General features: G+C 32.2%; 22 protein-coding genes. 3 read left to right on the forward strand and 19 right to left on the reverse strand.

Annotation, left to right across the window (positions count from 1 at the left end; all coding sequences use genetic code 11):
- Positions 1–216 precede the first annotated feature (216 nt).
- The 18 genes from MUA60_RS10235 to bshC all read right to left on the reverse strand — a co-directional run bounded on the left by MUA60_RS10235 (position 217) and on the right by bshC (position 20,689).
- Entirely contained in the window at positions 217–1,674 is a 1,458-nt protein-coding gene (locus tag MUA60_RS10235; protein ID WP_262648154.1) for a trypsin-like serine peptidase, read from the reverse strand.
- Between the two features lie 403 nt (positions 1,675–2,077).
- Positions 2,078–4,828: an isoleucine--tRNA ligase gene (ileS, locus tag MUA60_RS10240; RefSeq protein WP_262648155.1), complete on the reverse strand. Its 2,751-nt coding sequence runs from the start codon at positions 4,826–4,828 to the stop codon at positions 2,078–2,080.
- Positions 4,829–5,029: 201 nt separating this feature from the next.
- Positions 5,030–5,614: a DivIVA domain-containing protein gene (locus tag MUA60_RS10245; RefSeq protein WP_025904594.1), complete on the reverse strand. Its 585-nt coding sequence runs from the start codon at positions 5,612–5,614 to the stop codon at positions 5,030–5,032.
- 18 nt (positions 5,615–5,632) lie between these two features.
- On the reverse strand, positions 5,633–6,406 hold the full coding sequence (locus MUA60_RS10250) for a YlmH family RNA-binding protein (RefSeq protein ID WP_262648156.1): 774 nt from the start codon (positions 6,404–6,406) through the stop codon (positions 5,633–5,635).
- 71 nt (positions 6,407–6,477) lie between these two features.
- Positions 6,478–6,774 carry a YggT family protein gene (locus MUA60_RS10255; protein ID WP_262648157.1) on the reverse strand — a complete coding sequence of 99 codons (297 nt, stop codon included), beginning with the start codon at positions 6,772–6,774 and terminating at the stop codon, positions 6,478–6,480.
- Between the two features lie 13 nt (positions 6,775–6,787).
- Positions 6,788–7,363 carry a cell division protein SepF gene (locus tag MUA60_RS10260; RefSeq protein ID WP_262648158.1) on the reverse strand — a complete coding sequence of 192 codons (576 nt, stop codon included), beginning with the start codon at positions 7,361–7,363 and terminating at the stop codon, positions 6,788–6,790.
- 11 nt (positions 7,364–7,374) lie between these two features.
- Complete coding sequence (locus MUA60_RS10265; protein ID WP_262648159.1) at positions 7,375–8,046, reverse strand: YggS family pyridoxal phosphate-dependent enzyme; 672 nt, start codon at positions 8,044–8,046, stop codon at positions 7,375–7,377.
- A gap of 8 nt (positions 8,047–8,054) precedes the next feature.
- Entirely contained in the window at positions 8,055–8,846 is a 792-nt protein-coding gene (gene pgeF, locus MUA60_RS10270; protein ID WP_262648160.1) for a peptidoglycan editing factor PgeF, read from the reverse strand.
- A gap of 59 nt (positions 8,847–8,905) precedes the next feature.
- The gene (gene ftsZ / locus MUA60_RS10275; protein ID WP_037587538.1) at positions 8,906–10,063 is read right to left on the reverse strand and encodes a cell division protein FtsZ; all 1,158 of its coding nucleotides are present in this window, start codon (positions 10,061–10,063) and stop codon (positions 8,906–8,908) included.
- Positions 10,064–10,091: 28 nt separating this feature from the next.
- A complete protein-coding gene (gene ftsA, locus MUA60_RS10280; RefSeq protein WP_262648161.1) occupies positions 10,092–11,465 on the reverse strand; it encodes a cell division protein FtsA in 1,374 nt (457 codons plus the stop codon).
- Positions 11,466–11,573: 108 nt separating this feature from the next.
- On the reverse strand, positions 11,574–12,518 hold the full coding sequence (locus MUA60_RS10285; RefSeq protein WP_262648162.1) for a cell division protein FtsQ/DivIB: 945 nt from the start codon (positions 12,516–12,518) through the stop codon (positions 11,574–11,576).
- Between the two features lie 27 nt (positions 12,519–12,545).
- A complete protein-coding gene (gene murD, locus MUA60_RS10290) occupies positions 12,546–13,895 on the reverse strand; it encodes a UDP-N-acetylmuramoyl-L-alanine--D-glutamate ligase (protein WP_262648163.1) in 1,350 nt (449 codons plus the stop codon).
- 1 nt (position 13,896) lies between these two features.
- Positions 13,897–14,862: a phospho-N-acetylmuramoyl-pentapeptide-transferase gene (mraY, locus tag MUA60_RS10295; RefSeq protein WP_025904604.1), complete on the reverse strand. Its 966-nt coding sequence runs from the start codon at positions 14,860–14,862 to the stop codon at positions 13,897–13,899.
- A 44-nt stretch (positions 14,863–14,906) separates the two neighbouring features.
- A complete protein-coding gene (locus tag MUA60_RS10300; protein WP_262648164.1) occupies positions 14,907–17,162 on the reverse strand; it encodes a penicillin-binding protein in 2,256 nt (751 codons plus the stop codon).
- A complete protein-coding gene (ftsL, locus tag MUA60_RS10305; RefSeq protein WP_262648165.1) occupies positions 17,149–17,529 on the reverse strand; it encodes a cell division protein FtsL in 381 nt (126 codons plus the stop codon). Before ftsL ends, MUA60_RS10300 begins: the two co-directional genes overlap by 14 nt.
- Before the next feature lie 19 nt (positions 17,530–17,548).
- Entirely contained in the window at positions 17,549–18,484 is a 936-nt protein-coding gene (rsmH, locus tag MUA60_RS10310) for a 16S rRNA (cytosine(1402)-N(4))-methyltransferase RsmH (protein WP_037587526.1), read from the reverse strand.
- Between the two features lie 11 nt (positions 18,485–18,495).
- Positions 18,496–18,927: a division/cell wall cluster transcriptional repressor MraZ gene (gene mraZ / locus MUA60_RS10315; protein WP_262648166.1), complete on the reverse strand. Its 432-nt coding sequence runs from the start codon at positions 18,925–18,927 to the stop codon at positions 18,496–18,498.
- 145 nt (positions 18,928–19,072) lie between these two features.
- Positions 19,073–20,689 (reverse strand): bacillithiol biosynthesis cysteine-adding enzyme BshC, encoded by a 1,617-nt coding sequence (bshC, locus tag MUA60_RS10320; RefSeq protein ID WP_262648167.1) that lies wholly within the window; start codon positions 20,687–20,689, stop codon positions 19,073–19,075.
- A gap of 134 nt (positions 20,690–20,823) precedes the next feature.
- On the opposite strand from bshC, the gene MUA60_RS10325 reads away from it, so the two are divergent.
- On the forward strand, positions 20,824–21,270 hold the full coding sequence (locus MUA60_RS10325) for an N-acetyltransferase (protein ID WP_262648168.1): 447 nt from the start codon (positions 20,824–20,826) through the stop codon (positions 21,268–21,270).
- 49 nt (positions 21,271–21,319) lie between these two features.
- On the opposite strand, the gene MUA60_RS10330 is transcribed toward MUA60_RS10325, so the two are convergent.
- A complete protein-coding gene (locus MUA60_RS10330) occupies positions 21,320–22,315 on the reverse strand; it encodes a YdcF family protein (protein ID WP_262648169.1) in 996 nt (331 codons plus the stop codon).
- Between the two features lie 162 nt (positions 22,316–22,477).
- On the opposite strand from MUA60_RS10330, the gene MUA60_RS10335 reads away from it, so the two are divergent.
- Positions 22,478–22,753, forward strand: coding sequence for a branched-chain amino acid aminotransferase family protein (locus MUA60_RS10335; protein ID WP_262648170.1), 276 nt, complete (start codon positions 22,478–22,480; stop codon positions 22,751–22,753).
- A complete protein-coding gene (locus tag MUA60_RS10340) occupies positions 22,754–23,536 on the forward strand; it encodes an aminotransferase class IV (protein ID WP_262648171.1) in 783 nt (260 codons plus the stop codon).
- Positions 23,537–23,628: the final 92 nt, after the last annotated feature.

Genomic DNA, 23,628 nt, shown 5'->3' on the forward strand with positions numbered 1-23,628 from the left:
GTACACGATCTCAGTGGACCCAACATACTAAAATCGAATTCATAAGGAGAGTGAAGTTCTCCAGTTTTTATTACGGATTCTTTGACCCTAAAATCTATTCGGAGTACTTCTCTCTTCTACTATTTCATATTCTTAAAATAACTATCAACGGTAAGATAAAGAATATAAAAAAGTAGCGAAGCTCATCTACCGTCGTAGATTACTTCGCTACTAATCTTAGTATGTTTTTATATCTCTTCTATTTAATTGAACGTCTTTATATCTGATTGTAGGCGTTATTTCAATATAATCATCACTAGATATAAAGCCTAAAAATTCACTATTTTTATCCATAATTAAAGCATATTTTCCACCTAATGAATCTGTATATAAATTTTCTGTTCTAAAATATCTTCCGTTTTCTTTTGTATTATTAACAGTAAATCGTACTAAGTTTAAGTCACTCCATATTTTTGCGTTTTCATTTCTAATATAAATAAGTTTATGATATTCTTTAAATTTCAATTCATCTTTCCATTGATTGATGATTTTAATTTTATCAGCAGCTAGTCTTAATCCTGAATTGTATTTATAAGTAGATTTGTCATCAAAACTCATAGTATGAATTGCAACAACTTCGTTTTTATAATTGTATACTGGAGAACCGCTTTGTCCTTTTTCGGTGTCAAAATCATAATACAAAAGATCATCTGTTATTCTGACAATCCTACCTGAATTATAATATTGATTTCCAGTCTCAATCTTATTCACATTTGTTTCAGTTCTACCAGGATAACCAGATGTTGTAACCCATTGATTCAATGCCGTTTTATCAGTAATTTTTAATTTTCCTATTTCTTTACCTAAAGGTCTATCCATAATAACTAAACCTATATCATAGTATTTAGAACCGTATTTTATCCATTCTGGTAAAACATATTTTTTGATTACTTTGGCAGTACCTAAAGTTGCATTTTTATTTTGATAACCTGCATTAATCGTAATCCTCTTAATATCAAATTCATGGTTTTCTATAACATGAGCAGCAGTTAACACTGCGTAATCGTCAATTATAAACCCTGTACCTGCTACAGATGAATATTCATCAAGGTAGGATCTTACATAAACAATTGAATTATATGGTGCTTTATTTATATTTTCGACCTTTTTCCGATCATCCGTATCAATAACTGTATCGTAGTGCGAGGTATCACTTACTTTATTTACAACTTCATTCTTAACAACAGGTTGCTTATTTTGATTCGCCTTATCGTTTTCTTCTTTTACAATGTTTTTAACTGTTGTTAATTCAATATTATTGGGTACTATATAAGCTTTATCATTCTTATTTTTTTCTTTTTTTAGAGATTTATACTTTTCTGTATTATTACTTGTAATTTTTCCATGCTTTGTTACTAATACTTTTTTATTCGTGCGATTATCTGTAGGATTTTTTGCTTCTTCATTCTTAATATGTTCAACATCTTTATTTAAACTTTTATCTATATTTAAATTAGTAATTAAGTCTTCTTTTTCAAGATTATTTTGATCATTATTTGGTATATAATTTTCTTTTACATTAGCATTTGGAACTGTTCTATCTGATTGGTTATTTTCTTCTGCAAAGGCTTGATTACTAAGTATAGAGATGTTGATTATAAACATAAGTATGATTATAAATACAAACTTCTTCATCATACACCTCTTTCCATAACACTTAGAAAATATACTCAATAAATTTTAGTATAAAAATGAAAGCTTATTAGACCGTATTAAAAATAAGATGAAGCCATAAATTATATTGATGCATTTACTACCTACTACACATTCAATTATCACTCCTCTTCAATTTTTAACCTTCATATAACTTTCTTATATTTCGGTTTATTTTTTTATCGCCTATATTTTATCTGTATTGAAGAAATTTATACCTCAGATTAATTAAGGATATTATACAATGTAAATTTTTACCATTCAATATATTTTTTACATTTATTGTATTAAATTATGCCTGATATAAAATGCGTTATACATACTTTTTTTCACAAAAAAACTCACGAGAAATTTATCTCGTGAGTTCGTTTTATGATTTTTAAATTTATACTAATGTTTTAACAACAGCTTGACAGCGTGGGCATAGGTTATCTAATTCACCTACTGAGCCTAGTTCGTCTGAATAGTTCCAACAGCGTTGACATTTTTCTCCGTCAGCGTGTTTTACTTTAACTTTCACATATTCATATTCTTCGCCGTCTGTTAATTCATCAACGACATCTACTTTAGATACAATGAAGAGTTGTTGTAAGTCTTGGAATTGACTTAAGAATTCAACTGTATCAAAGTCTTCTGAATTAGATAATGTGATGTGTGCTTCTAATGATTTACCGATTACTTTTTCATTACGTGCAACTTCTAATGCTCTGTTAACATCGTCTCTTAATTTCATCAGTTTAGACCATTTTTCCACTAATTCTGTATCAACTTCAAGAGGGTCTGGCATATTTGTTAAATGAACACTTTCTTCTTCAACATGTGGAATATGTCCCCAAATTTCATCAGCTGTATGTGGAATGATTGGTGCTAAGATTTTAGTTAATTTAACTAATGTTTCATAAAGCACTGTTTGCATACTACGACGTTTTAATGAATCTACTTGTTCGATATAAAGGATATCTTTACCATAGTCTAAGTAGAAGTTACTTAATTCTACGTTAATGAAGTTTTGAATATCTTGATAAATATCTAGATAGTCGAATGCTTCATAGTGAGATAATGTACGGCCAATAAATTGATTTAATCTATTGTGCATATATTGATCGATTTCAAGCATATCTTCGTATTTCACACTATCTGTTGCTGGATTGAAATCATTCACATTACCTAATAAGAAACGGAATGTATTTCTAATTTTACGATATACATCAGAAGTTTGTTTTAAGATATCGTTTGAGATACGTACGTCTGCTAAGTAGTCTACACTACTTACCCATAATCTTGCGATATCTGCACCCATTTGTTTCACAATTTTATCAGGAACGATAACGTTACCTAATGATTTACTCATTTTCTTACCTTCTCCGTCCATTACGAAACCGTGAGAAAGTAACATTTTGTATGGTGAGATACCTTTAGTTGCTACTGATGTTGTGATTGATGAGTTAAACCAACCTCTGTATTGGTCACTACCTTCTAAATAAATATCAGCTGGGTATGATAATTCTGGACGTGTTTCTAACACACCTCTATGAGTTGAACCTGAATCGAACCATACGTCCATAATATCTGTTTCTTTAGTGAATTCACCATTTGGGCTACCTTCATGCGTAAAGCCTTCTGGTAATAAGTCTTTCGCTTCTCTTTCAAACCAAATATTCGAACCGTGTTGTTCGAATAGATTTGCAACATGATTAATTGTTTCTTCAGTCATGATAATATCGCCATTTTCAGCGTAGAAGACTGGTAGAGGTACACCCCATACTCTTTGACGAGAGATAACCCATTCTCCTCTATCTCTGATCATATTGTAAAGACGTGTTTTACCCCAATCGATTTTAAACTTCGTATCATCAATTGCATCTAAAATATCTTGTCTTACTTTACTGATTGAAGCGAACCATTGTTCAGTAGCTCTGAAAATAACTGGTTTTTTAGTTCTCCAGTCATGTGGATATGAATGTTTGAAGAATGTAAGTTTTAATAATGCGCGAACTTCGTCTAATTTTTCAGTGATATTTTTATTAGCTTTATCATAGAATAGACCTTCAAATTCTCCTGCTTCTTCAGTGAATACACCTTTATCATTAATTGGACTAAGTACACCTAGACCATATTTTTGACCAACGATATAGTCATCTTCACCGTGACCTGGTGCTGTATGAACGCAACCTGTACCTGCATCAGTTGTAACGTGGTCACCTAAAATTAATAATGAAGTACGATCGATAAATGGATGTTGTGCTGTTGCATATTCTAATTCAGCTCCACTGAATTCTTTATCAATAGTAATTGTTTCTTTATTCCAGTCTAATGCTTCACAAACTGAATCAAGAAGTGCTTGGGCAACAACGTATTTTTTGCCTTCTACATTTACTTGTACGTAGTTCAATTTAGGATTAACAGCAATTGCTAAGTTTGATGGAATTGTCCATGGAGTTGTTGTCCAAATAATAAATGCTGTATCTTCATCTACAACACCTTTACCATCTACTACATTAAATGCTACATAGATTGAAGGTGATTTTTTATCTTGGTATTCAATTTCAGCTTCAGCTAATGAAGATTCACTTGAAGGAGACCAGTAAACTGGTTTTTTACCTTTATAGATTAAACCTTTAGCAGCCATTTCACCGAATACTCTTATTTGTGCCGCTTCAAACTCAGGTTTTAACGTAATATATGGATTATCCCAATCACCGTTTACACCTAAACGTCTGAAATCAGCTTTTTGTAATTCAATTTGTTCTAATGCAAATTCTTTACATTTTTCTCTGAATTCAGCAACTGACATTTCTTTTCTTTTAACACCTTTGTTTGTTAAAGCTTGCTCGATTGGTAAACCATGTGTATCCCAACCTGGTACGTAAGGTGCGTAATATCCAGACATTGCTTTTTGTCTAACGATGATATCTTTCAAAATTTTATTTAATGCGTGACCCATGTGTAAATTACCATTAGCATATGGAGGACCATCATGAAGAATAAATGGTGTATTACCTTTATTTTTTTCTAAAATTTTATTGTATAAATCTTTTTCTTTCCACTCTTCTTGAATTTGTGGTTCTTTATTTGGTAAACCACCTCTCATTGGAAAACTTGTTTTAGGCATAAGTAACGTATCTTTGTAATCCATAAGTCTTAATCTCCTTCTTAATAAAAATAATATAAAAAAACTCTAAGCTGAAATAATAGGGACGACATACATCGCGGTACCACCCTTATTAACTCAACTTAGAGTTCACTCATTAAACATATATCATATTCGTAAACAGGTGATACCTAAAGAAATGAATTTATTAGGCTCTCACTATCCCTAACTCGCTTCTCAATTCGTTTATTCTTCAGACTTGTCCTCTTCACTTTTAACTGCTTGATTATTTATCTGTTCTTGATTATTTTCTTCTTCTTTGTTCAAAATGTCAATATTTTCTTCAGTAACTTTTTGTTGATCGACATCATAATTCAATAAATAATCCCAATCTTCATTTTTCAATAAATCTAATTGCGCTTCAACTAACATGCGGAAACGTGAACGAAAGACTTTAGATTGACGTTTCATATCTTCAGTTTGGAAACTGATATGACGCGCTTTTTGAAGTGCATCATTTACGATTTGATCAGAACGTCCTTCTGCTTCTTTAATAATAGCATCTGCTTTTAAAACAGCAGTATGTTTCGTTTCTTCACTTGTTTTTTGCGCTTGTAATAACACGTCAGAAATTGTATTTTCGACTGCTTTGAATCGACTAATATTCTCTTCTTTATCATCTATAATACTTTGTAAATGCGCTTTATCTGATTTTAATTTTTCAATTTCATCACTTAAAGTTTGTAGATATCCACGTACTTCAGTTTCATCTAATCCTTTATGAACTCTACTAAATTCTTTTTGTTTGATTTCCTCTGGGGTAAATGCCATAAGTTTTCCTCCTCAGCACTATTTAAACAATGTTCGATAAGCTATTCTTATCTTGCCTTTTTTTGAAGTTCCATTATTTTGAATGATCTTCGCACGTCCATATCCTTTAATAGAGATCAAATCATTTTCTTCGACTATAAAGTCTACTTGTTCGATTTCTCTATGATTGACTTTAACGCGTTTACTTTCAATCAATTTCTTACTAATTGTTCTACTCGTATTTGTAAGGTGTTTAATGATTACATCCAATCTTAATGCACTTACAGTTGCGTCATGTGTCTGCCAATTCTCACTTGATTGTATCATATTTTGGAATGGAATAGAACTCAATTTGATTCCAGCACCTTTAATCTTTGTTAATTCCATCATAATATACGATTCAACTCTCTTTGTCAAAACAAACTGTATACGGTCATTAACAATAATATCCCCTAGTTGATTTCTATCAATACCAAGCGACATGATCGTACCTAATACATTACGATGCGTCAATTTAACAAATTTTGAAGGATAAGTAAGCTCAATAAGCACCATCTCATAATCCGCTTCAGTCGGTTCAAAATAATCAGGTGCGACGATTGCACGTTTTCTTTCTGATTCTTCATTCCCACCAAAGTAATGTACATTTAAATCGTCGAAGCCACCTACGATTGTTTGTAAAATAAATTGTTCTCTAGGGTCCAGAAACTCTGTTAATACAGGTTGATAATTTCGTTCAGCAACTTCACACCTATTTAAAAATAAATCAATAATCTCTTTTTCTTCTTTTCTAAAGTGTTGATATATATCCATTTTGACACCTCTAATTCAATAAAAAATAGGATGTGACATTGCGTCTCACCCTACTGTCATTTATCGTTTAATTATAATATTGGCATTACAGGTACAATCATATTAAATATATTAACTAAACCAACATAGAATAAACTTAACGTTATAAATGCCACTAATGACGATATGTCTAACATACCTAATGGTGGGATAATTTTTCTAAATGGTTCTAAAAATGGTTCATATATTTTCCCTAAAAATTGTCCAAATGCGCCTTCCCTAAGGCCTGGTAACCATGATGTAAGGAAATAAACGATCATACCATATTGATAAATTTTAACGACGAATAATACAAAGCCTAATATCGTACTTAATAGTCCACTATCCATATCTTAATTTCCTCTATTCTTGATAAGGTTCAACTTGTTCTAATTGTTCAGTAATTGATCCTGCTACTTCAACATTATCAGGTGTACATAAGAAGATGTCTGTTCCCACACGTCTTATATCTCCACCAATCGCATAAACAGTACCACTCAAGAAGTCTATAATTCTTTTAGCTGATACTTTGTCAATGCGTTGTAAGTTTACTAATGTTGTACGTCTATTTTTAAGTTCATCGGCGATATCCTGCGTATCTGAAAATACTCTTGGTTCAAATAAGCACATTTTTGAACTTTGCGCAAAATCCATATTCCCGCTCATACTAACGACATTCGTTTGAGATGAATTTGTACGTTTCTCAGTCATGGCCTCTTTCCTTTCAGGTTTTTTAAAATCACGAGAACGTTGTGATTGGTATCTAGTTGTATTCGATTTTTGTGTTGGTACACTTTTTAAAGACTGTTGTTTTGGTTTTTGTTCTTGTATAGATGTTTCTTTTTGTGGTGCTTTTGTTTGTTCTCTTTGTGGCTCTTCGTATACTTCTTCTTCTTCATCGACTACGAAAAAGCCTTTAAATACATCTTTAATTGCCATAAATTACACTCCTATTCGCCAACTAATTTTGTACCAATTCTTACATAAGAAGCACCTTCTAATATTGCTTCATTGAAATCATTGCTCATGCCCATAGATAATTCAGTGCAAGGTGCATATGATAAGTTTAAGGATTGTACTTTCTCTTTCGATAATCTTAGTTGGTTAAAATATTGTCTTAATTTTATTTTGTCTTCAGTTAATGGTGCCATAGTCATTAAACCAACTATTTCAATATGTTTAAAATCCTTAAGCTCATGAATAAATGGGATAACATCATCAGGCGAAAAGCCATGTTTAGATTCTTCTCCCGAAACATTCACTTGAACAAAGCATTTTACAACATGTTCAGCACGTTTTTCAATTTCTTTAGCTAATTTTAATCTATCTAATGCATGTAAATAATCAATTTCATTAATGATGTCTTTTACTTTTCTTGTTTGTAATGATCCAATAAAATGCATGATAGCATCATCAGGAAGATGATTTTTCTTTTCCAAAAATCCTTCAATACGATTTTCTCCAAAGTTTTTCAAGCCTGCTTCATAAGCTTCTTTAGCTCGGTCTATTGTAACATATTTTGTCACAACAATCACTTGAGGCGCCGTATTAAATTCTGATTCTTCGCTACTGTTACAAATTTGTGAATTGATTTCTACTAAATTTTCTTTTACTGATTTCAAATCTATACCTACTTTCTACCTATAAATGCAAGCATTCTACCAGTTTGCCTTTTTTCTACTCTATATGAGAAGAATAAATCTGTTTCACTAGCCGTACAATGATTTGTCTTAACGATATGTTCAGGATTAACGCCATAATGTATGGCAAGTAGTGCATTTGCTTGTTTTAAATCTATGCCGTATCTATCTTGTCCTCTTTGTACAATGTACCCTTCAGAGTCTATTGGTAATGTTTTGAACTTTTGATAAATGTCTTCGTTAATTTCGTAACTGTCAGATGTGGATGGTCCTATAACAACTCTCAAATTAGAAACGTCGTCGTTATATTGTTCAATCATCTCTTTAATAATTTGGGAATGCGTACCTCTCCATCCGGAATGACAAAGACCAATATAACCATTTTGCTTATCATATAAATAGATTGGTACACAATCTGCAAAGCACATCGTTAATAATAGGGCAGACTCATAAGTGTAAAGTCCATCTATTCCATGAAGTTCCTCAGTTAATGCATTGATATTTGTACCTTTATCCTCTGAAGATACTTCTCGAACTTTATTCTCATGTGTTTGAATTGGAAATACCCAATTGTCACAACTAAAATTAATTTCATTGGCTAATATTTGCTGATGCTTTGAAATATTATCTGGATCGTCATTGATATATCGCGCCATATTAAAAGCATTCTCCGGATATGGACTATATCCACCTTGACGAGTTGTAATACCTATCGTTAAATCATTTCTGTCATCGGCTTCATATGATAAATAATGATTGTGTTGATTAAAAATCTCTTTCATTTCATCTCTCCTAACAAAAAAAGTCATCAGGACTTAGCCTGATGACTTTTTAAGTTCATTTATCGTCTAGAGCGTCTAGAACGTCTATCTTCTCTATTTCGAATGAAACTTGGAATATCACTATCATCAGTTGATTCATTTGCTGATTTATTTTCAAATGAAGCTTTTCTTCCTAGTGATTCTCCTTCTTCTCTTTTAGAAGCAGGTTCTTCTGTAGTTCCACCAAATGCTCCGCCACCTTGTGGTTTACGAGCATTAGAAGGTTTGTCATTAAATCCAGTAGCAATTACTGTAACGACTAATTCGTCTTGTAATTCTGGGTTAATAACTGTACCAAAAATCATATTAACATCTTCGTCTGCTGCATCTTGAACAATATCTGCTGCTTCTTGAGCTTCAAATAGTGAAAGTGACTCTCCACCTGTAATGTTCATTAAGACACCTTGTGCACCAACGATTGAAGTTTCTAATAATGGTGAAGAAATGGCTTTTTTAGCAGCTTCGATTGCTCTATTTTCACCAGAAGATACACCGATACCCATTAATGCTGAACCTTGGTTAGACATAATAGTCTTAACGTCAGCAAAGTCTAAGTTAACTTCACCAGATACAGCGATTAAGTCAGAGATACCTTGTACACCTTGACGTAATACATTATCTGCTTCTTTGAATGCTTCCATCATAGGTGTTGATTTATCAACGATATCTAAAAGACGATCATTAGGAATAACGATTAATGTATCTACTGCAGCTTTCATAGATTCTACACCAGCAGCAGCTTGAGTTTGACGTTTACGTCCCTCAAAGCTAAATGGACGTGTAACAACACCAACAGTTAATGCACCCATTTCTTTTGCAATTTTAGCAACAACTGGTGCAGCACCTGTACCAGTTCCGCCACCCATACCAGCAGTAACGAATACCATGTCAGCGCCTTGAATAGCATCTTCTATTTGTTCACGTGATTCTTCAGCAGCTTTTTTACCGATTTCTGGGTTTGCACCTGCACCTAATCCACGTGTTAATTTTTCACCAATTTGAATTTTAGATGAAGCTTTAGATAAGTTTAAAGCTTGACCATCTGTATTAATAGAAATAAATTCTACATTGTTCATTCCATGATCTATCATACGGTTAACAGCGTTATTACCGCCACCACCAACACCAATTACTTTTAAAGTAGCTAAATGATTAAACCCTTGCTCAAATTCTAACATTTATTATCCTCCTAATCTTTATGACCCATCAATCAAATAACGATTTCATTAATTTTTTTAATACACTTGGCTTCTCTTCTTGACTTTCCGAATCATATTCTGATTCGGAGACTCTATCATGATCAGAATTTGAAGCTTTTGCATCATTGTTTTTGTTTGATTTCTTTTTAAACCATTGTTCATACGGTTTAGCTTTAGTTTCTTGAGTTTCTACTTCGTATGTTTCTTCTTCGACATTATCAACGTCATAATTATTCATTGTAACATAATCTAGTAGCTCATCAAAGTTAATTCCACTAGATATAGTAGATATACTAGAAGTAAACTCAGGTTTACGTATACCCATTTGAGATGGTGTATGTACACGTACTTTTTCATTAACCATATCTTGTAATAATTCTTTAATACCAAGTAGGTTTGAAGTACCACCTGTTACGATAAATCCACCGTTAACATTTGTAATACCCATATCTTGTAATAAATCAAATATTTCAAAGAAAATTTCTTCTACTCTTGATTCAATAATTTCACTTAATTCTTTTTGAGTGAATTGTGCGTGACCATCTTCGTTAATTTGTTCAACACTAAAGACATCTTGATCTGATGCAGAGTCGTAGAATGCATGTCCATATTGTTGTTTAATCTTCTCGGCATTGTCATATGTAGTATTTAATGATTTCGCAATATCTGTTGTTATGCTTCTACCTGCCATTTCAATCGTATCAGCATCAACTAAATTGCCTCTTTCATAAAAACCTACTTGCGTTAAATCTTCACCAATATCAATGACGCAAGCACCAAGTTCAACTTCTGTTGGAGATAAAATAGATTGATAGTTATAAGCATCAGAAAATACTTCTAATACATCTACTCCACAAGATTCAACACATTTAATGATGTTGATTAATAATGATTTTGATGTTGCGATAACACCTGCTTCTACTTTTAATGATTGCGTTGCAACCATCTCTTTAGGATCAGAAACTTCATGTAAGTCATCTACAATAAATTTCATTGGGAATACACCAATGACTTCAGTTTCGGGTACATCATTCAATTCTCTAATGCCCTCTAATACTGATTCTATATGACTGCCATTTATTTCAGTTTCTGTACCATCAAAAGGTATTTCAAATTTTTCGTCGTAAATCTCTGTATTCACGATAGGCATTTTTAAAAATACTTCTTTAATATCTATTCCAGAAGCAATTGCTGCTTTTTTGATTGTATCTTTAATTGCTTGTTTAGCGATATCAAAATCATCTATACAACCATTTCTTATACCATTCGTATAAGTTTGCCCTGTACCTATCACGTTAATGCCATTATGAAATTTTTCTCCTACTATTACTTTTACACTCGATGAACCTATATCTAAACTAATATAATAATGTTCCTCCATCGATAGGCACCTCCTCTAACACATGATAATCAAATTTAACTATTATTAGTTTACATGATACTTGATTTAATGTGAACTAATTATAGGTTTATTTATTGATTTTTTTACTTATTCTTCTGATTTCTCAGTTGATTTTGGTTCTTCTCCAGATTTATCCAATTCTTTAGATAAATCTTGTAATGCTTGGTCTAATTTTTTCTGTTCTTTTTTATTACTTTCATCTTGTTTTGATTCTTTTTCTGAACGCTCTTTTTGTTGTTCTTCTGTTTCATACGGTAAGAATGTCACACCAACTTGTAAATCTAAAAATCCAGGCGTTTTGAGCGCTCCAGAATTGTCTCTCTCTAATTTATCAGAAATACTCGGATAATAGTTGATTTTATTCGCAAAAGTTTGAATATCTCCAACAACTTCTACATTATCTGTCATAAATAGTTGGATTCTATTCTGATTGTTCTCACCTGGCTTATAATTAATTTCCGATATCATCGCTTTAACTTTAGGTTTAACCTTTTTCAATTCAGGAATCATCTTATCTAACTTTTTAGAACTAAAGTCATTCAAAATCGGAACATCAATTGGTAAATCTGTTGATAAATGTTTAATTGTTTTTCCGTTTTCTAATAATGGTAAGTAACGTTTTTTCTCTTTAACTAAGCCAATCGTTTCATATTCATTTACATTAACCGTTAAATCATTTGGGAAATGACGTTTAATTTCAGCACTTTTAACGCCTCCAATTTTTTCGATTTTCGATTTCATATCACTTACTGGAATATTGTATATTCGAGAATCTTTTTTGATATCTAAAGCTTTTTCAATATCGTTTTTAGATACGATTTCTTCACCTTTAATGTCCACTTGATCAACTTTACTGATGTCTGTAAACATGTACAGTAAAATCAAGATAACAAGGAGTATAACACCTATGAATACACCTAATTGAATTTGACGTCTACGTTCTCTTTTTTTCTTCAAAATTTCTAATCGTTCATCTTCCGTAGTCGTTTCAAATTGCAATATATCATCATTGTTATCAGAACTTTTATTCACGGTTGTCACTCCTTTTTTTCACAATTTCTAAAATGTTGGTAAATGTTTTTGGAAACTTTCAATAAACTCATCGCCACGCGCTTCAAATGTATCATATTGATCCCAGCTCGCACACGCTGGTGATAGTAAGACAACATCATTAGATTGTATATAATCTTGAATCAAATTAACCGCATCTTTAACGTCATTTGCTTGCAAGACTTCTTTACCTTGACTCGCACCTAACATTTTTAATTTGTCTTTTGTTTCACCAAATGTAACCATCAAACGGACATTATCCATATATGGTATTAAATCATCAAAGTCATTCCCTCTATCTAATCCACCACATAACCAAATGATTGGCGAATTAAATGAACTTAAAGCAAATCGTGTCGCTAAAGTATTCGTAGCTTTAGAATCATTGTAATACTTATTACCTCTATTATTCCCAACATATTGAAGTCTATGTTTAATACCTGAGAATGTTGTTAAAGTATGTACAACTGACTTCACGTCAACACCTGATAATAGTGCAGCTAATACAGCTACAAGTACATTTTCTAAATTATGTTTACCAGGTAATACAATATCGTGCGTATTGATAATTCTTATGCCGTTATATACGACATAATCATCTTCAATATAAATGCCATTCACTTTTTGATTAGTTGAGAAATATAATATTTTAGATTTAATATCATCTGTATCAATTAAATGTCTTTGCTCATAGTTAAAAATTAAATAATCGTCTTCGGTTTGATTCTTAAAAATATTTTTCTTAGCATTCTGGTATTCTTCTAAACTACCGTGATAATCCAAATGTGCCGAATAAATATTTGTAACAATCGCGATATGCGGACGATAATGGATTGTTCCTAAAAGTTGGAATGAAGATAGTTCAGTAATAAGATAATCGTCTTTCGTAACCTCTTGTGCAACTTTTGATGCAACTACACCAATATTTCCGGAAACTTGACCATTTACTTTACTATTACCAAACATATCGCCTATTAAAGAAGTCACCGTTGTTTTACCATTTGTACCTGTAATACCAATAATAGGTGCTTCTGAAATGTAATAACTTAATTCAACTTCTGTTATGATATCCAATCCTTGATTCATCGCTTCTTGCAATAGTGGAATATTGTAAGGTATACCAGGGTTTTTTACAATTAACGGCTTATTATCAAGTAATGAAAGTGGATGTTCACCACTGATCACACGTATCCCTTGTTGCTCTAATTCAAGTGCATGCGGATCAGATGATAAATCTTTACCATCATTGACCGTTACTTCAGCACCTAATTTATGGCATAACTTTGCACTTTCATATCCACTTTTTGCTAAACCTAAAATAAGAACAGGCTTCTCTTTTAATGCATCATATGCTTTCATATTACATTACCCCTATCCATAAACCAATTGCACCAGTAACGATACCTGTAGCCCAGAATACTAATACTATTTTCCATTCACTCCAACCAACTAATTCGAAATGGTGATGCAATGGGCTCATTTTAAATATTCTTTTTCCTGTAAGCTTGAATGACGTTACTTGTAACATAACTGATAATGTTTCAATTACAAATACTAAACCGATCAATAATAATGTTATTTCTTGGTTAAGCATGATTGAAATCGTTGCGAAAATACCACCAAGCGCTAAGCTTCCAGTATCTCCCATGAACACTTTTGCTGGGTACTTGTTGTAAATTAAAAATCCAAATAAACTTGCAAGCATCACTAAACAGAATAACCCTATTTCTGGTTTATCAAGAATAAATGATAGTGCCGCGTAAAAACCAAATGCAATGATGGATAAACCAGTTGAAAGACCATCTAATCCATCTGTTAAGTTCACAGCATTACTGAATCCAACTTGCCAAAATACTATGAATATAATGTAGAAAACAGACAATGGTAATGACCAATCTGTAAACGGAATGTTGATAGCTGTTTCAAATTCATAATTTGGTAATATAACACTCACGATATAGAATACAACGGCTATCGCAATTTGAGCTAAGAATTTTTGTTTACTTGTTAAACCTTGGTTATTTTTTTTAACGACAATAATATAATCGTCTATAAAACCAATAAGTCCAAAACCTAGTGTTACAAATAATAACAGAATGAGTGGACCTACTTGCTCAACATAGAATAACGCAATGATTGTTACAACAATTGTTGATAATAAGAACGTTAATCCACCCATAGTTGGTGTTCCTGTTTTCTTCATATGACTCTTAGGTCCTTCTTCTCGAATACTTTGCCCAAATTTTAATTTTTTAAGTGTTGGAATTAAAACGGGTACAAGTATCAAAGTCAATAAAAACGCAATGACAGGTAGCGTAAAATTCATAATTGTTCACCTTTTCTTTTGTATATTATCTATCATCCTGTGATTTATGATTCACTAGCTGTTTTTTCTTCTTTACTATCTTTTTTATCATCTTTACTTTTGCTTTCATCTTTAGATGTTTCTTCATCATCTGGAACTTGTCCTATTGAATCATCACCATTCGGATGATTGCTAGAAAGTGTAAACTTAACTTTAGTACCAGATTTAATTGTTTGGTTCTGACTGACAGATTGCTCAGAAACATAACCAGAACCTTCTGATTCTACTTCAATACCTGTCGCTTCTTGTAATTTCAATAAGTCTCGTTTAGTCCAATTTTCAGTATCTGGCATTGTCATTTCACCGTCTGTAACGAGTAAAATTCTTTCTTTATCTTGGACATTTTTACCTTTAAGCGGTATTTGTTTCTTAATTTTATCACCTTTACCAATTACAATTGGCTCAAGTTTTTTACCTTTTATTGCATCAGTTGCTTTTTGTGTACTCATATTAACAACATCTGGTACATCTGATTCATTTGTCTTAGCTTTACCTTCAGTTTCTTCTACATCTAAATATTTCAATGTATTTTCCATAATCGGATTGAAACCTCTTGATACACCATATTCATATGCCTCTAGATCACGTTTTTGTGCAAGTGACATACCAGCATAAACAACCACTTCAGGATCTTTAGCAGGCGCATAGCCCATAAAGCTTACGAAATAAGGATTTGCACCATCTACATAGCCACCATTTTTAGTATCTGGCACTTGAGCTGTACCGGTCTTACCTGCAACTCGGTAGCCATCTATTTTATAGTTTGTAGCATGACTTTCTTTACTATTTACTACTTTATCTAATTCAGTCATTGTCTTCTTGGCTGTATCTTTAGATATTGGATTACCAACTACTTTTTTCTCGCCTTTTTTAATCGTTTCGTTACTTTCTTTGTTTTGAATCGATTTTACATAATAAGGTTCAAGCATATTACCTTGATTTAAAATAGCTGTTTCAGCTTGCAACATTTGGATTGGTGTTACAGTAGTTGACTGACCAAATGAAGATGTCTTTCTTTGAAGTTCGTTATCAAATGCAATATTCCCTGGCGCTTCACTATCAAATAAGCCACCTGTCTTTTTACCGAAACCAAATTTCTCATAATACGCCTTTGCTTTATCAGCACCAACTAAGTCTTGAAGTTTCATCATTAATGTATTCGCTGAATATGTAAATCCAGTTGTCATAGGAATATTTCCCCAACCATCATCGTTCCAATCATAAATTTTAAATCCATCTATTTCTCTATGACCTGATTTAAATTTCTTGTTTGGTTCGAATTTACCTTCTTCAATTGCTGCAGCTAGACCATATGTTTTGAATGTTGAACCTGGTTCGTAAGTATTTTGATATAAATCAGTCGCCCATTTTTTTCCGAAGTCTTTTTTCGTATCAGGATTAAACGTAGGTCTCTGACTGTAACCTAGAATTTCACCAGTTTTTGCATCCATGACAACCGCAAATAAATCTTTAGGTTCATAGCGGTCTACCATTTCGTCGAGAGCATTTTCAACAAAGACTTGAATATTAGAGTCTATTGTAAGATGTACATCATCACCGTTTTGCGCTTTAATATTATCTTCACTATTCGGTACGAGCATACCCCATATATCCTGCTTATAAGAGTTTTTACCCGTTTTTCCTTTTAAATAGCTATCAAATACTTTTTCAGCGCCCGATACACCTTTTAATTTATTTGTATCTGGATCTTTATCTGCTAAACCGATAAGATGAGATGCGAAGTTACCATTAGGATAAAATCTTTTTTTCTCCGTTTCAAACGTCAGTCCAGGTAATTTAAGCTTTTCAATTTGTGTTTTTTGTTTATAAGTTAAATCTTTACCTTTTTGACCAAACTCAACTTGAAAGGCATTTTTAGTTTTAAGTTTATCTAAAATATCATCTTCATCCATATCAAGAATTTTAGCTAATGCTTTAGCAGTTTTCTTCTTGTCTTTTACATGTCGAGGTTTATCGCTACCTTCGCTCATTTTTTTATCTAATATTGCCACTAATTTATAGCTATCTGTATCTTCGGCAAGCACTTTACCATTACGATCATAAATTTTCCCACGTTCAGGTTCTGCGACTGTTTGTCTTAAATATTTCTCACTTGCCCTGTACGCTAAATCTTCACCAGCTGAGTGACCACTGATCATTAAATACGAATATCTTACGGCCAATATAAAAAAGAGCAGTCCGAAAAAACTTACTAAGAGGACTGCTCCTATTTTATTTTTCTTTATTTTAATTTTGGGCATCACTACGCACTACCTTTACATTGTCATTATTCAACCTTAGACCGTAGTCTTCAGCTTTTTCGTAGATGCGTTCGTATGACGATTGTTTCATTGATTCCGTCTTCAAATCACTGTTTGTTGTTTGTTGTTGTTCAATTTTACTGTCTAATTCTGCGATTTGTGTCTTGTTATTATACGCATCCATTTTTAAAGATAGCATATAAATACTTATCAAAGCAATCATAGTTATTAATGATATGTATACGACTTTTTCGATCCTCGATATTCCTACTACCTTGGCCTTTTTTACTTTTTTCTTCTGTGGTTCGAGTTGTGGCTCTTGCCACTCATCAGGTCTATAATTCGGATATACTCTTTCTACTGCCATTCAATTGCCACTCCTCTGTTTACTTCAAAATTTCCGCAACTCTTAACTTTGCACTTCTCGCTCTATTGTTATGCTCAAGTTCTTGTTCATCAGAAATAATTGGTTTTTTGTTTACTCTCTTTAGTTTCGGCTTGTACGCTTCCGGAATAACCGGCAATCCCCTTGGTACATCTGGGCCTTTTTCATATTCTTGAAAGACTTGTTTACACAAACGATCTTCTAAAGAATGGAATGTAATAACTGAAATTCTTCCGCCAACTTTAACGTGTTGTATTGCCGCTTCTATAGATGTTTCAAACGCACCTAATTCATCATTAACTGCTATTCTAATTGCTTGGAATACACGTTTAGCAGGGTGTCCACCCTTTCTACGCTTAGCTGCTGGAATACCTTCTTTAATTAAATCCACTAGTTCGAAAGTCGTTTCTATAGGTGCTTGTTCTCTTCTTGCTTCAATCTTTCTAGCTATTTGTTTTGAAAATTTCTCTTCACCATATCTAAAAAAGATTTTGACAAGTTGTTCATATGACCATTCATTTACCACTTCATAAGCTGATAAAGATTGTGATTGATCCATTCTCATGTCTAACTTAGCATCATAATGGTAACTAAATCCTCTTTCTGGCGTGTCGAGTTGTGGACTAGATACACCAAGGTCATAAAGTACACCATCTACTTTACTAATATGTAGTTCTTCTAATATATGTTCTAAATTTCTAAAGTTGTTTTGTACAAAAATTACTTTATGCATATGGTCCTTTAAGATACCTTTAGCATGTTCGATTGCTGTTTCATCTTGATCGATTGCTATAAGTCGGCCTTGGTCATTCAATTGTTCAACTAGGTACAAACTATGACCAGCTCCACCTAATGTACAATCAACGTAAGTACCATCTGGTTTTATGTCTAATTTATCTACTGTTTCTTTCAATAGTACGGATACGTGATGAAACATTTAATTCACTCCTAAAAATCAAAGTCAATGAGATCTTCCGCAATGTCCTCAAAATTGTCTTCAGATTCATCATAAAAATCATTCCACGTAGAACGATCCCATATTTCAATTCGGTTAGAAACACCAATAACAGTACATTCTTTACTCAAATTAGCGTAACTTCTTAAATTTTGAGGGATGTTAATACGTCCTTGTTTGTCTAGTTCTACTTCAATCGCACCTGAGAAGAACATTCTCATGAATTTACGGGCATCTTTTTTTGTAATAGGTAAGGTTTTGAGTTTTTCTTCGATGCGCACCCACTCTTCAAGTGTGTAGCCAAACAAACATTTATCTAGGCCTCTAGTGATAATAAAACGTTCGTTCAAATCATATCTGAATTTAGAAGGCACTATCATACGCCCTTTAGTATCCAATTGATGTTGGTATTCACCCATAAACATTTTATCTCACCTCACCTTATTTATAATTTACCACATTCCCCCACAATCCTCCACTATTTATACAAGATTTCTTAAAATTTGTGTAAATAGTAAAAAAAACACCCAATTTACGTTTCCGTAAATTGGGTGTTAATCCTAGTTATGACTATAGTTCGAGCGTTATATGTTTAAAAGTGTAACGAAGTGGTGGATAGGTGGAGGGACTGAACATAGTAATCCCAAATTGATTCATTACTTGAATAGGATTCCACACTCTTTCTTGTAATCCGTGGTGAGGATGTAATGTATGCTCCACTATTTCGAAATGTCTCATACTAATTTCATTTTCTCTTTCAACATTTAATAAATATCTATCTATTAAATATTGATATTGGTGCTGATGGATTTGATTATTTTTTTCGACTAATTTTCTGTTTTGATAATCATCGCCAATTTCTTTAATCAGTTTTTGATGAAATTGAGATTGGCTTTCTTTCATTTCTTCAATTTCTCTTAAGACTTCATCAGAAGCTTTTGCTCTAATAAATTTCTCTTTATCGTTTTGAATACCATCTATTAGTACAGTATCTAGATCTAAGTTATAGTTATCAATACATTTTTTCGCTTCTTGCGTTAAATAACTAATACGCATACGTGGTGTAACAATAGGCATTTCAATATTAAATAAATCGAATACACCTTTCAGTTCACCCCAATAAATAATTTCACTTGGCCCACCTATGAAACTTAATGTATTAAATAAATATTCTTCCATTAAAGGTCTAGTTACAACATTATTAGAAAATCGTTCAGGGCGCTCTTCTACTAGACTGAGCAATTCATCTTTAGTAAAGGTTACTTCTGTATCTTTATTTAAATAGAATTTTTCATCTTCGTACATAATGAGCTGTCTTTTGTCGTCATGCTCATAGAATAAGTGAACATTACCATCCGTTAAAATCATACGTTTCTTAATAACTTCAGCAAATTGGTCTTGTGTATTTCTAAATGCTGAATCTACTTCTTCATGTTTTTCAATAATTTCCTTGAAGAATGGTACTTCTAAAGATCTTAGTTCTGGATCATTTGCATCAATTATTAACAAACCATATTCTTTAAACACTTCATGTGTGATGACTTTAAAAATTTCACTCCATGATTCAGAAGACTCGATCGCTTTATGAATCAATGATTGAATATCTTTAGAGTGGACAGTTTCTCCAATAGAACTGAACATGTCATTTAAAGCATCTTTAATCAACGCTTTATCAAAATGATAATGAGAAACACTCTTTTCTGGTGGTTCTAACGTACTATATTTCACTTTATTTAACTGTCTTGAGATACGATCATACGCATATGTATGATTCACTTCATCAAAATCATGATCTTCCCCAGCTATCCAAAAAACAGGAATAACTGGCGTATCTAATTTTTCACTTTGTTCGTTAGCTAAAACGATAATAGAAATGATTTTATGGAATGTATATAAAGGACCAGTAAAGAGTCCAGCTTGTTGACCACCAATAATGACTTTGTGACCACGCTTTAAATTTTCAATGTTTTCAAGTTGTTTATCCGTTAAATCCAATTGAGACATATAATTGTATATGACTTTTGAAAGTGCTTCTTCTCTACCATTAGCTGATAAATTCGAGCGTCTTTCGAATTCAGATTGGTCCCTTGGTTTATATCCATAAAAGTTTATAATTTCAGTATTATGATTTGTATATCTCTCTATAAAACTATTTTGTTGATCAATTACAGTCTTCTTACAGTCCATACGAGTCTTTCTCCTTCGAAATTAATTACTATCAATAGTATAAAGATTGTAGTTAAATAAAACAATCTAACGGCTTATAATTTAAAATTTTATTCAAATGAAGTATAATTAAGGAAAGAACAAGGGGGATTATCATGGCTAAAGTAGAACATTTACAAATTAATTACAAAACTGAAGAAGCATTCGAACAATTTCGTAACTTCGGAAACGAAGGTTTATATATGGTTGAAGAATTAAAAGGAAAAATGATCGATGCTAGTTCAGATTCACCATTTTACGGTATTTATGTTGGCGACAAGTTAGTAGCAAGAATGTGTTTATATAAACAAGATGAAGTAGAAAAAACATACTTCCCAGCATTTAATGATTACCTCATTTTATGGAAACTAGAAGTATTAAGAGATTATCAAGATAGAGGATATGGTAAACAATTATTAGAATATGCTAAGAATTTTGATTTACCAATCAAATGTATCGCACGAAATCAATCTAAAGATTTCTTCGTTAATCACGGTTTCCAAGATATCGAACAACAAAACCAATCTGGTGAAGATATTGTAATATGGACACCAGATAAATAAGATGCTAAAAGTCCCGTAGAGTAAGTGCTCTACGGGACTTTGTTGTTGTTTATATTCCCCAAAATGTATAGGAAACAACTGCTGCTAATAAGATAATGATTACAAGTGCATGCGTCTTTTTAAACATATAAATGATTGCTAAATATTCTCTTATATATGCATTTGGATAGAAATAAGATTTCGATGAGCCACCTGTAACAGTTGCGTTCATTTTAACTTTCTTAGATAAAAATGCTGCTCTTAAAATATGAAAATGATTAGAAACAATCGTAGCAAGTGCATGTTGTTTATAAGTGTCCATTATCTTCATAGAGAACACTAAATTCTCTTCTGTATTAGTTGATTTGTCTTCCATTATAATTTCTTCATTACGTATGCCTTGTTCCACTAAATATCGTCTCATCGCTTCAGCTTCACTGATTGCTTCATCCGAACCTTGACCACCACTTACAATCATTTTAGTATCTAAACTTTTTCGTTTTAATTTAATCGCTTTATCCAATCTCGCTTTCAAAAGTGGTGTTACCTTTTCGCCTATAATGCCTGCACCCAGTACAATAATAAAATCTTGTTTCTTTCTTTTAGAAATGCCACTCACAATCCAAGCGTATAAATTATGCAATATAAATATTAAATTTAAATAGTAAAACAAGCTAGAAATAGCAATTAATATCAACCCGTTCCATAATTCTACTAACAGATACGGTTTAAAAACAATGATTAAAAAGTTAATTAAGATGAAAGATCCGTAACCAATGACAATCATGTTTGTTACAATTTTCCCTTCATTTGCTATTCGCTTTTTAGTATTTAATAAAGCTAAGAGCATAACCACAATTACAATTAAACAGTAAATGATATTTGCTATGATAATGTAATTAATATTTAAATTTAAAGCCAATGCTGGCACAATGATTTCAACCAATACCGTACTCATTAAACTGATGATGAACAGCCCTAATAAGAAGACATTTTTATATTGTCTAAAATCCACTATATAACTGATTATAAATAAAATTAAAAATGCTAACGCAACAAACATCATCGTCACCTCCTAGCCTATTATTTTCACAATCAAAGTATATCATCATAACCCACAAGTTACACATAAAATTATTTTCAGAATTTTCAAAATAAATATTGAATTAGGTCAATATAGCTGATATACTATTTCACATTACTTACTTAAATATAGGAGGCAATTTATATGGAATATCAATCATCAAGTAGTCAAACAAAGGACGAATGTGTATCCACCTTTGGTAACAAAATGTTAACTATGTCTTATCAAGCATCAAAAGGATGGTCTTCTCCTATCATTAAAGATTATGCACCTATCACTATTTCTCCAAGTGCACAATGTCTTCATTATGGTCAAACTGTTTTTGAAGATATGGTCGCCTATCATATCAATGACGATATTCATATCTTCAAACCTTTCAAACACATTGAAAAGTTCAATCAATCACTGAACCGAATCTAAATGCCAGCTATAAATAAAAGCGAACTACTTATAGGCATCCAACACCTTATTAATCAAGAACGTCAACTATTTGATTCACATGCACATCAACCTGTTAACATTAGAACAGTTATGTTTGCATCAGAGAATAAATTAGGTGTTAGTAAATCTGATACATATGAACTCATTACATTCTTATCTCCACTACCTACAACAATGAATTGCCAAACACCAGAACTTATAAAAGCATACGTAGAAGATGAATATGTTAAATCCGTTGCAGGTGGTGCTGGTTTTACACAATTTGGTGGTAACTATGCCGCTTCATACGCTGCAAAATCTAAAGCAGCTCAATTTGGATATGATCATGTACTATGGCTCGATGGAACAGAGAGAACTTATATAGAAGAATTAAATAATATGAATATTTTCTTCGTTATCAATCATACACTGATTACACCAGCATTAGATGGTATTACAGTACCAGGTGTAACACGACAATCAGTTATTGATTTAGCAAAAGAGTTAGGCTATCAAGTAGAAGAAAGACAAATTAGTATTGACGAAGTCCTTCAATCATATAAAGATGAATTATTAACAGAAGTCTTTAGTACGAGTACTTTGAATGCCATCACGCCTGTAAGTGAAATCAAATATAACGACAATATCTTAACCATTCATAACAATAAAATCGGACCAATTACACAACATTTATATACAACATATACATTTATTCAGCAACGTAAGCTTCCAGACATGCATCAATGGAACTATACAATTGAACGAGAATCAATCGAAATTTAATAGCGATAATGGTAATGAGACTGGTACATAAAATTTGCCAGTCTTTTTCATTTGGAAAAATAGTTGTATACGAGAGGACCTATGTTGCTAGA

It is taken from the genome of Mammaliicoccus sciuri (assembly GCF_025561425.1).
Classification (GTDB): domain Bacteria; phylum Bacillota; class Bacilli; order Staphylococcales; family Staphylococcaceae; genus Mammaliicoccus; species Mammaliicoccus sciuri_A.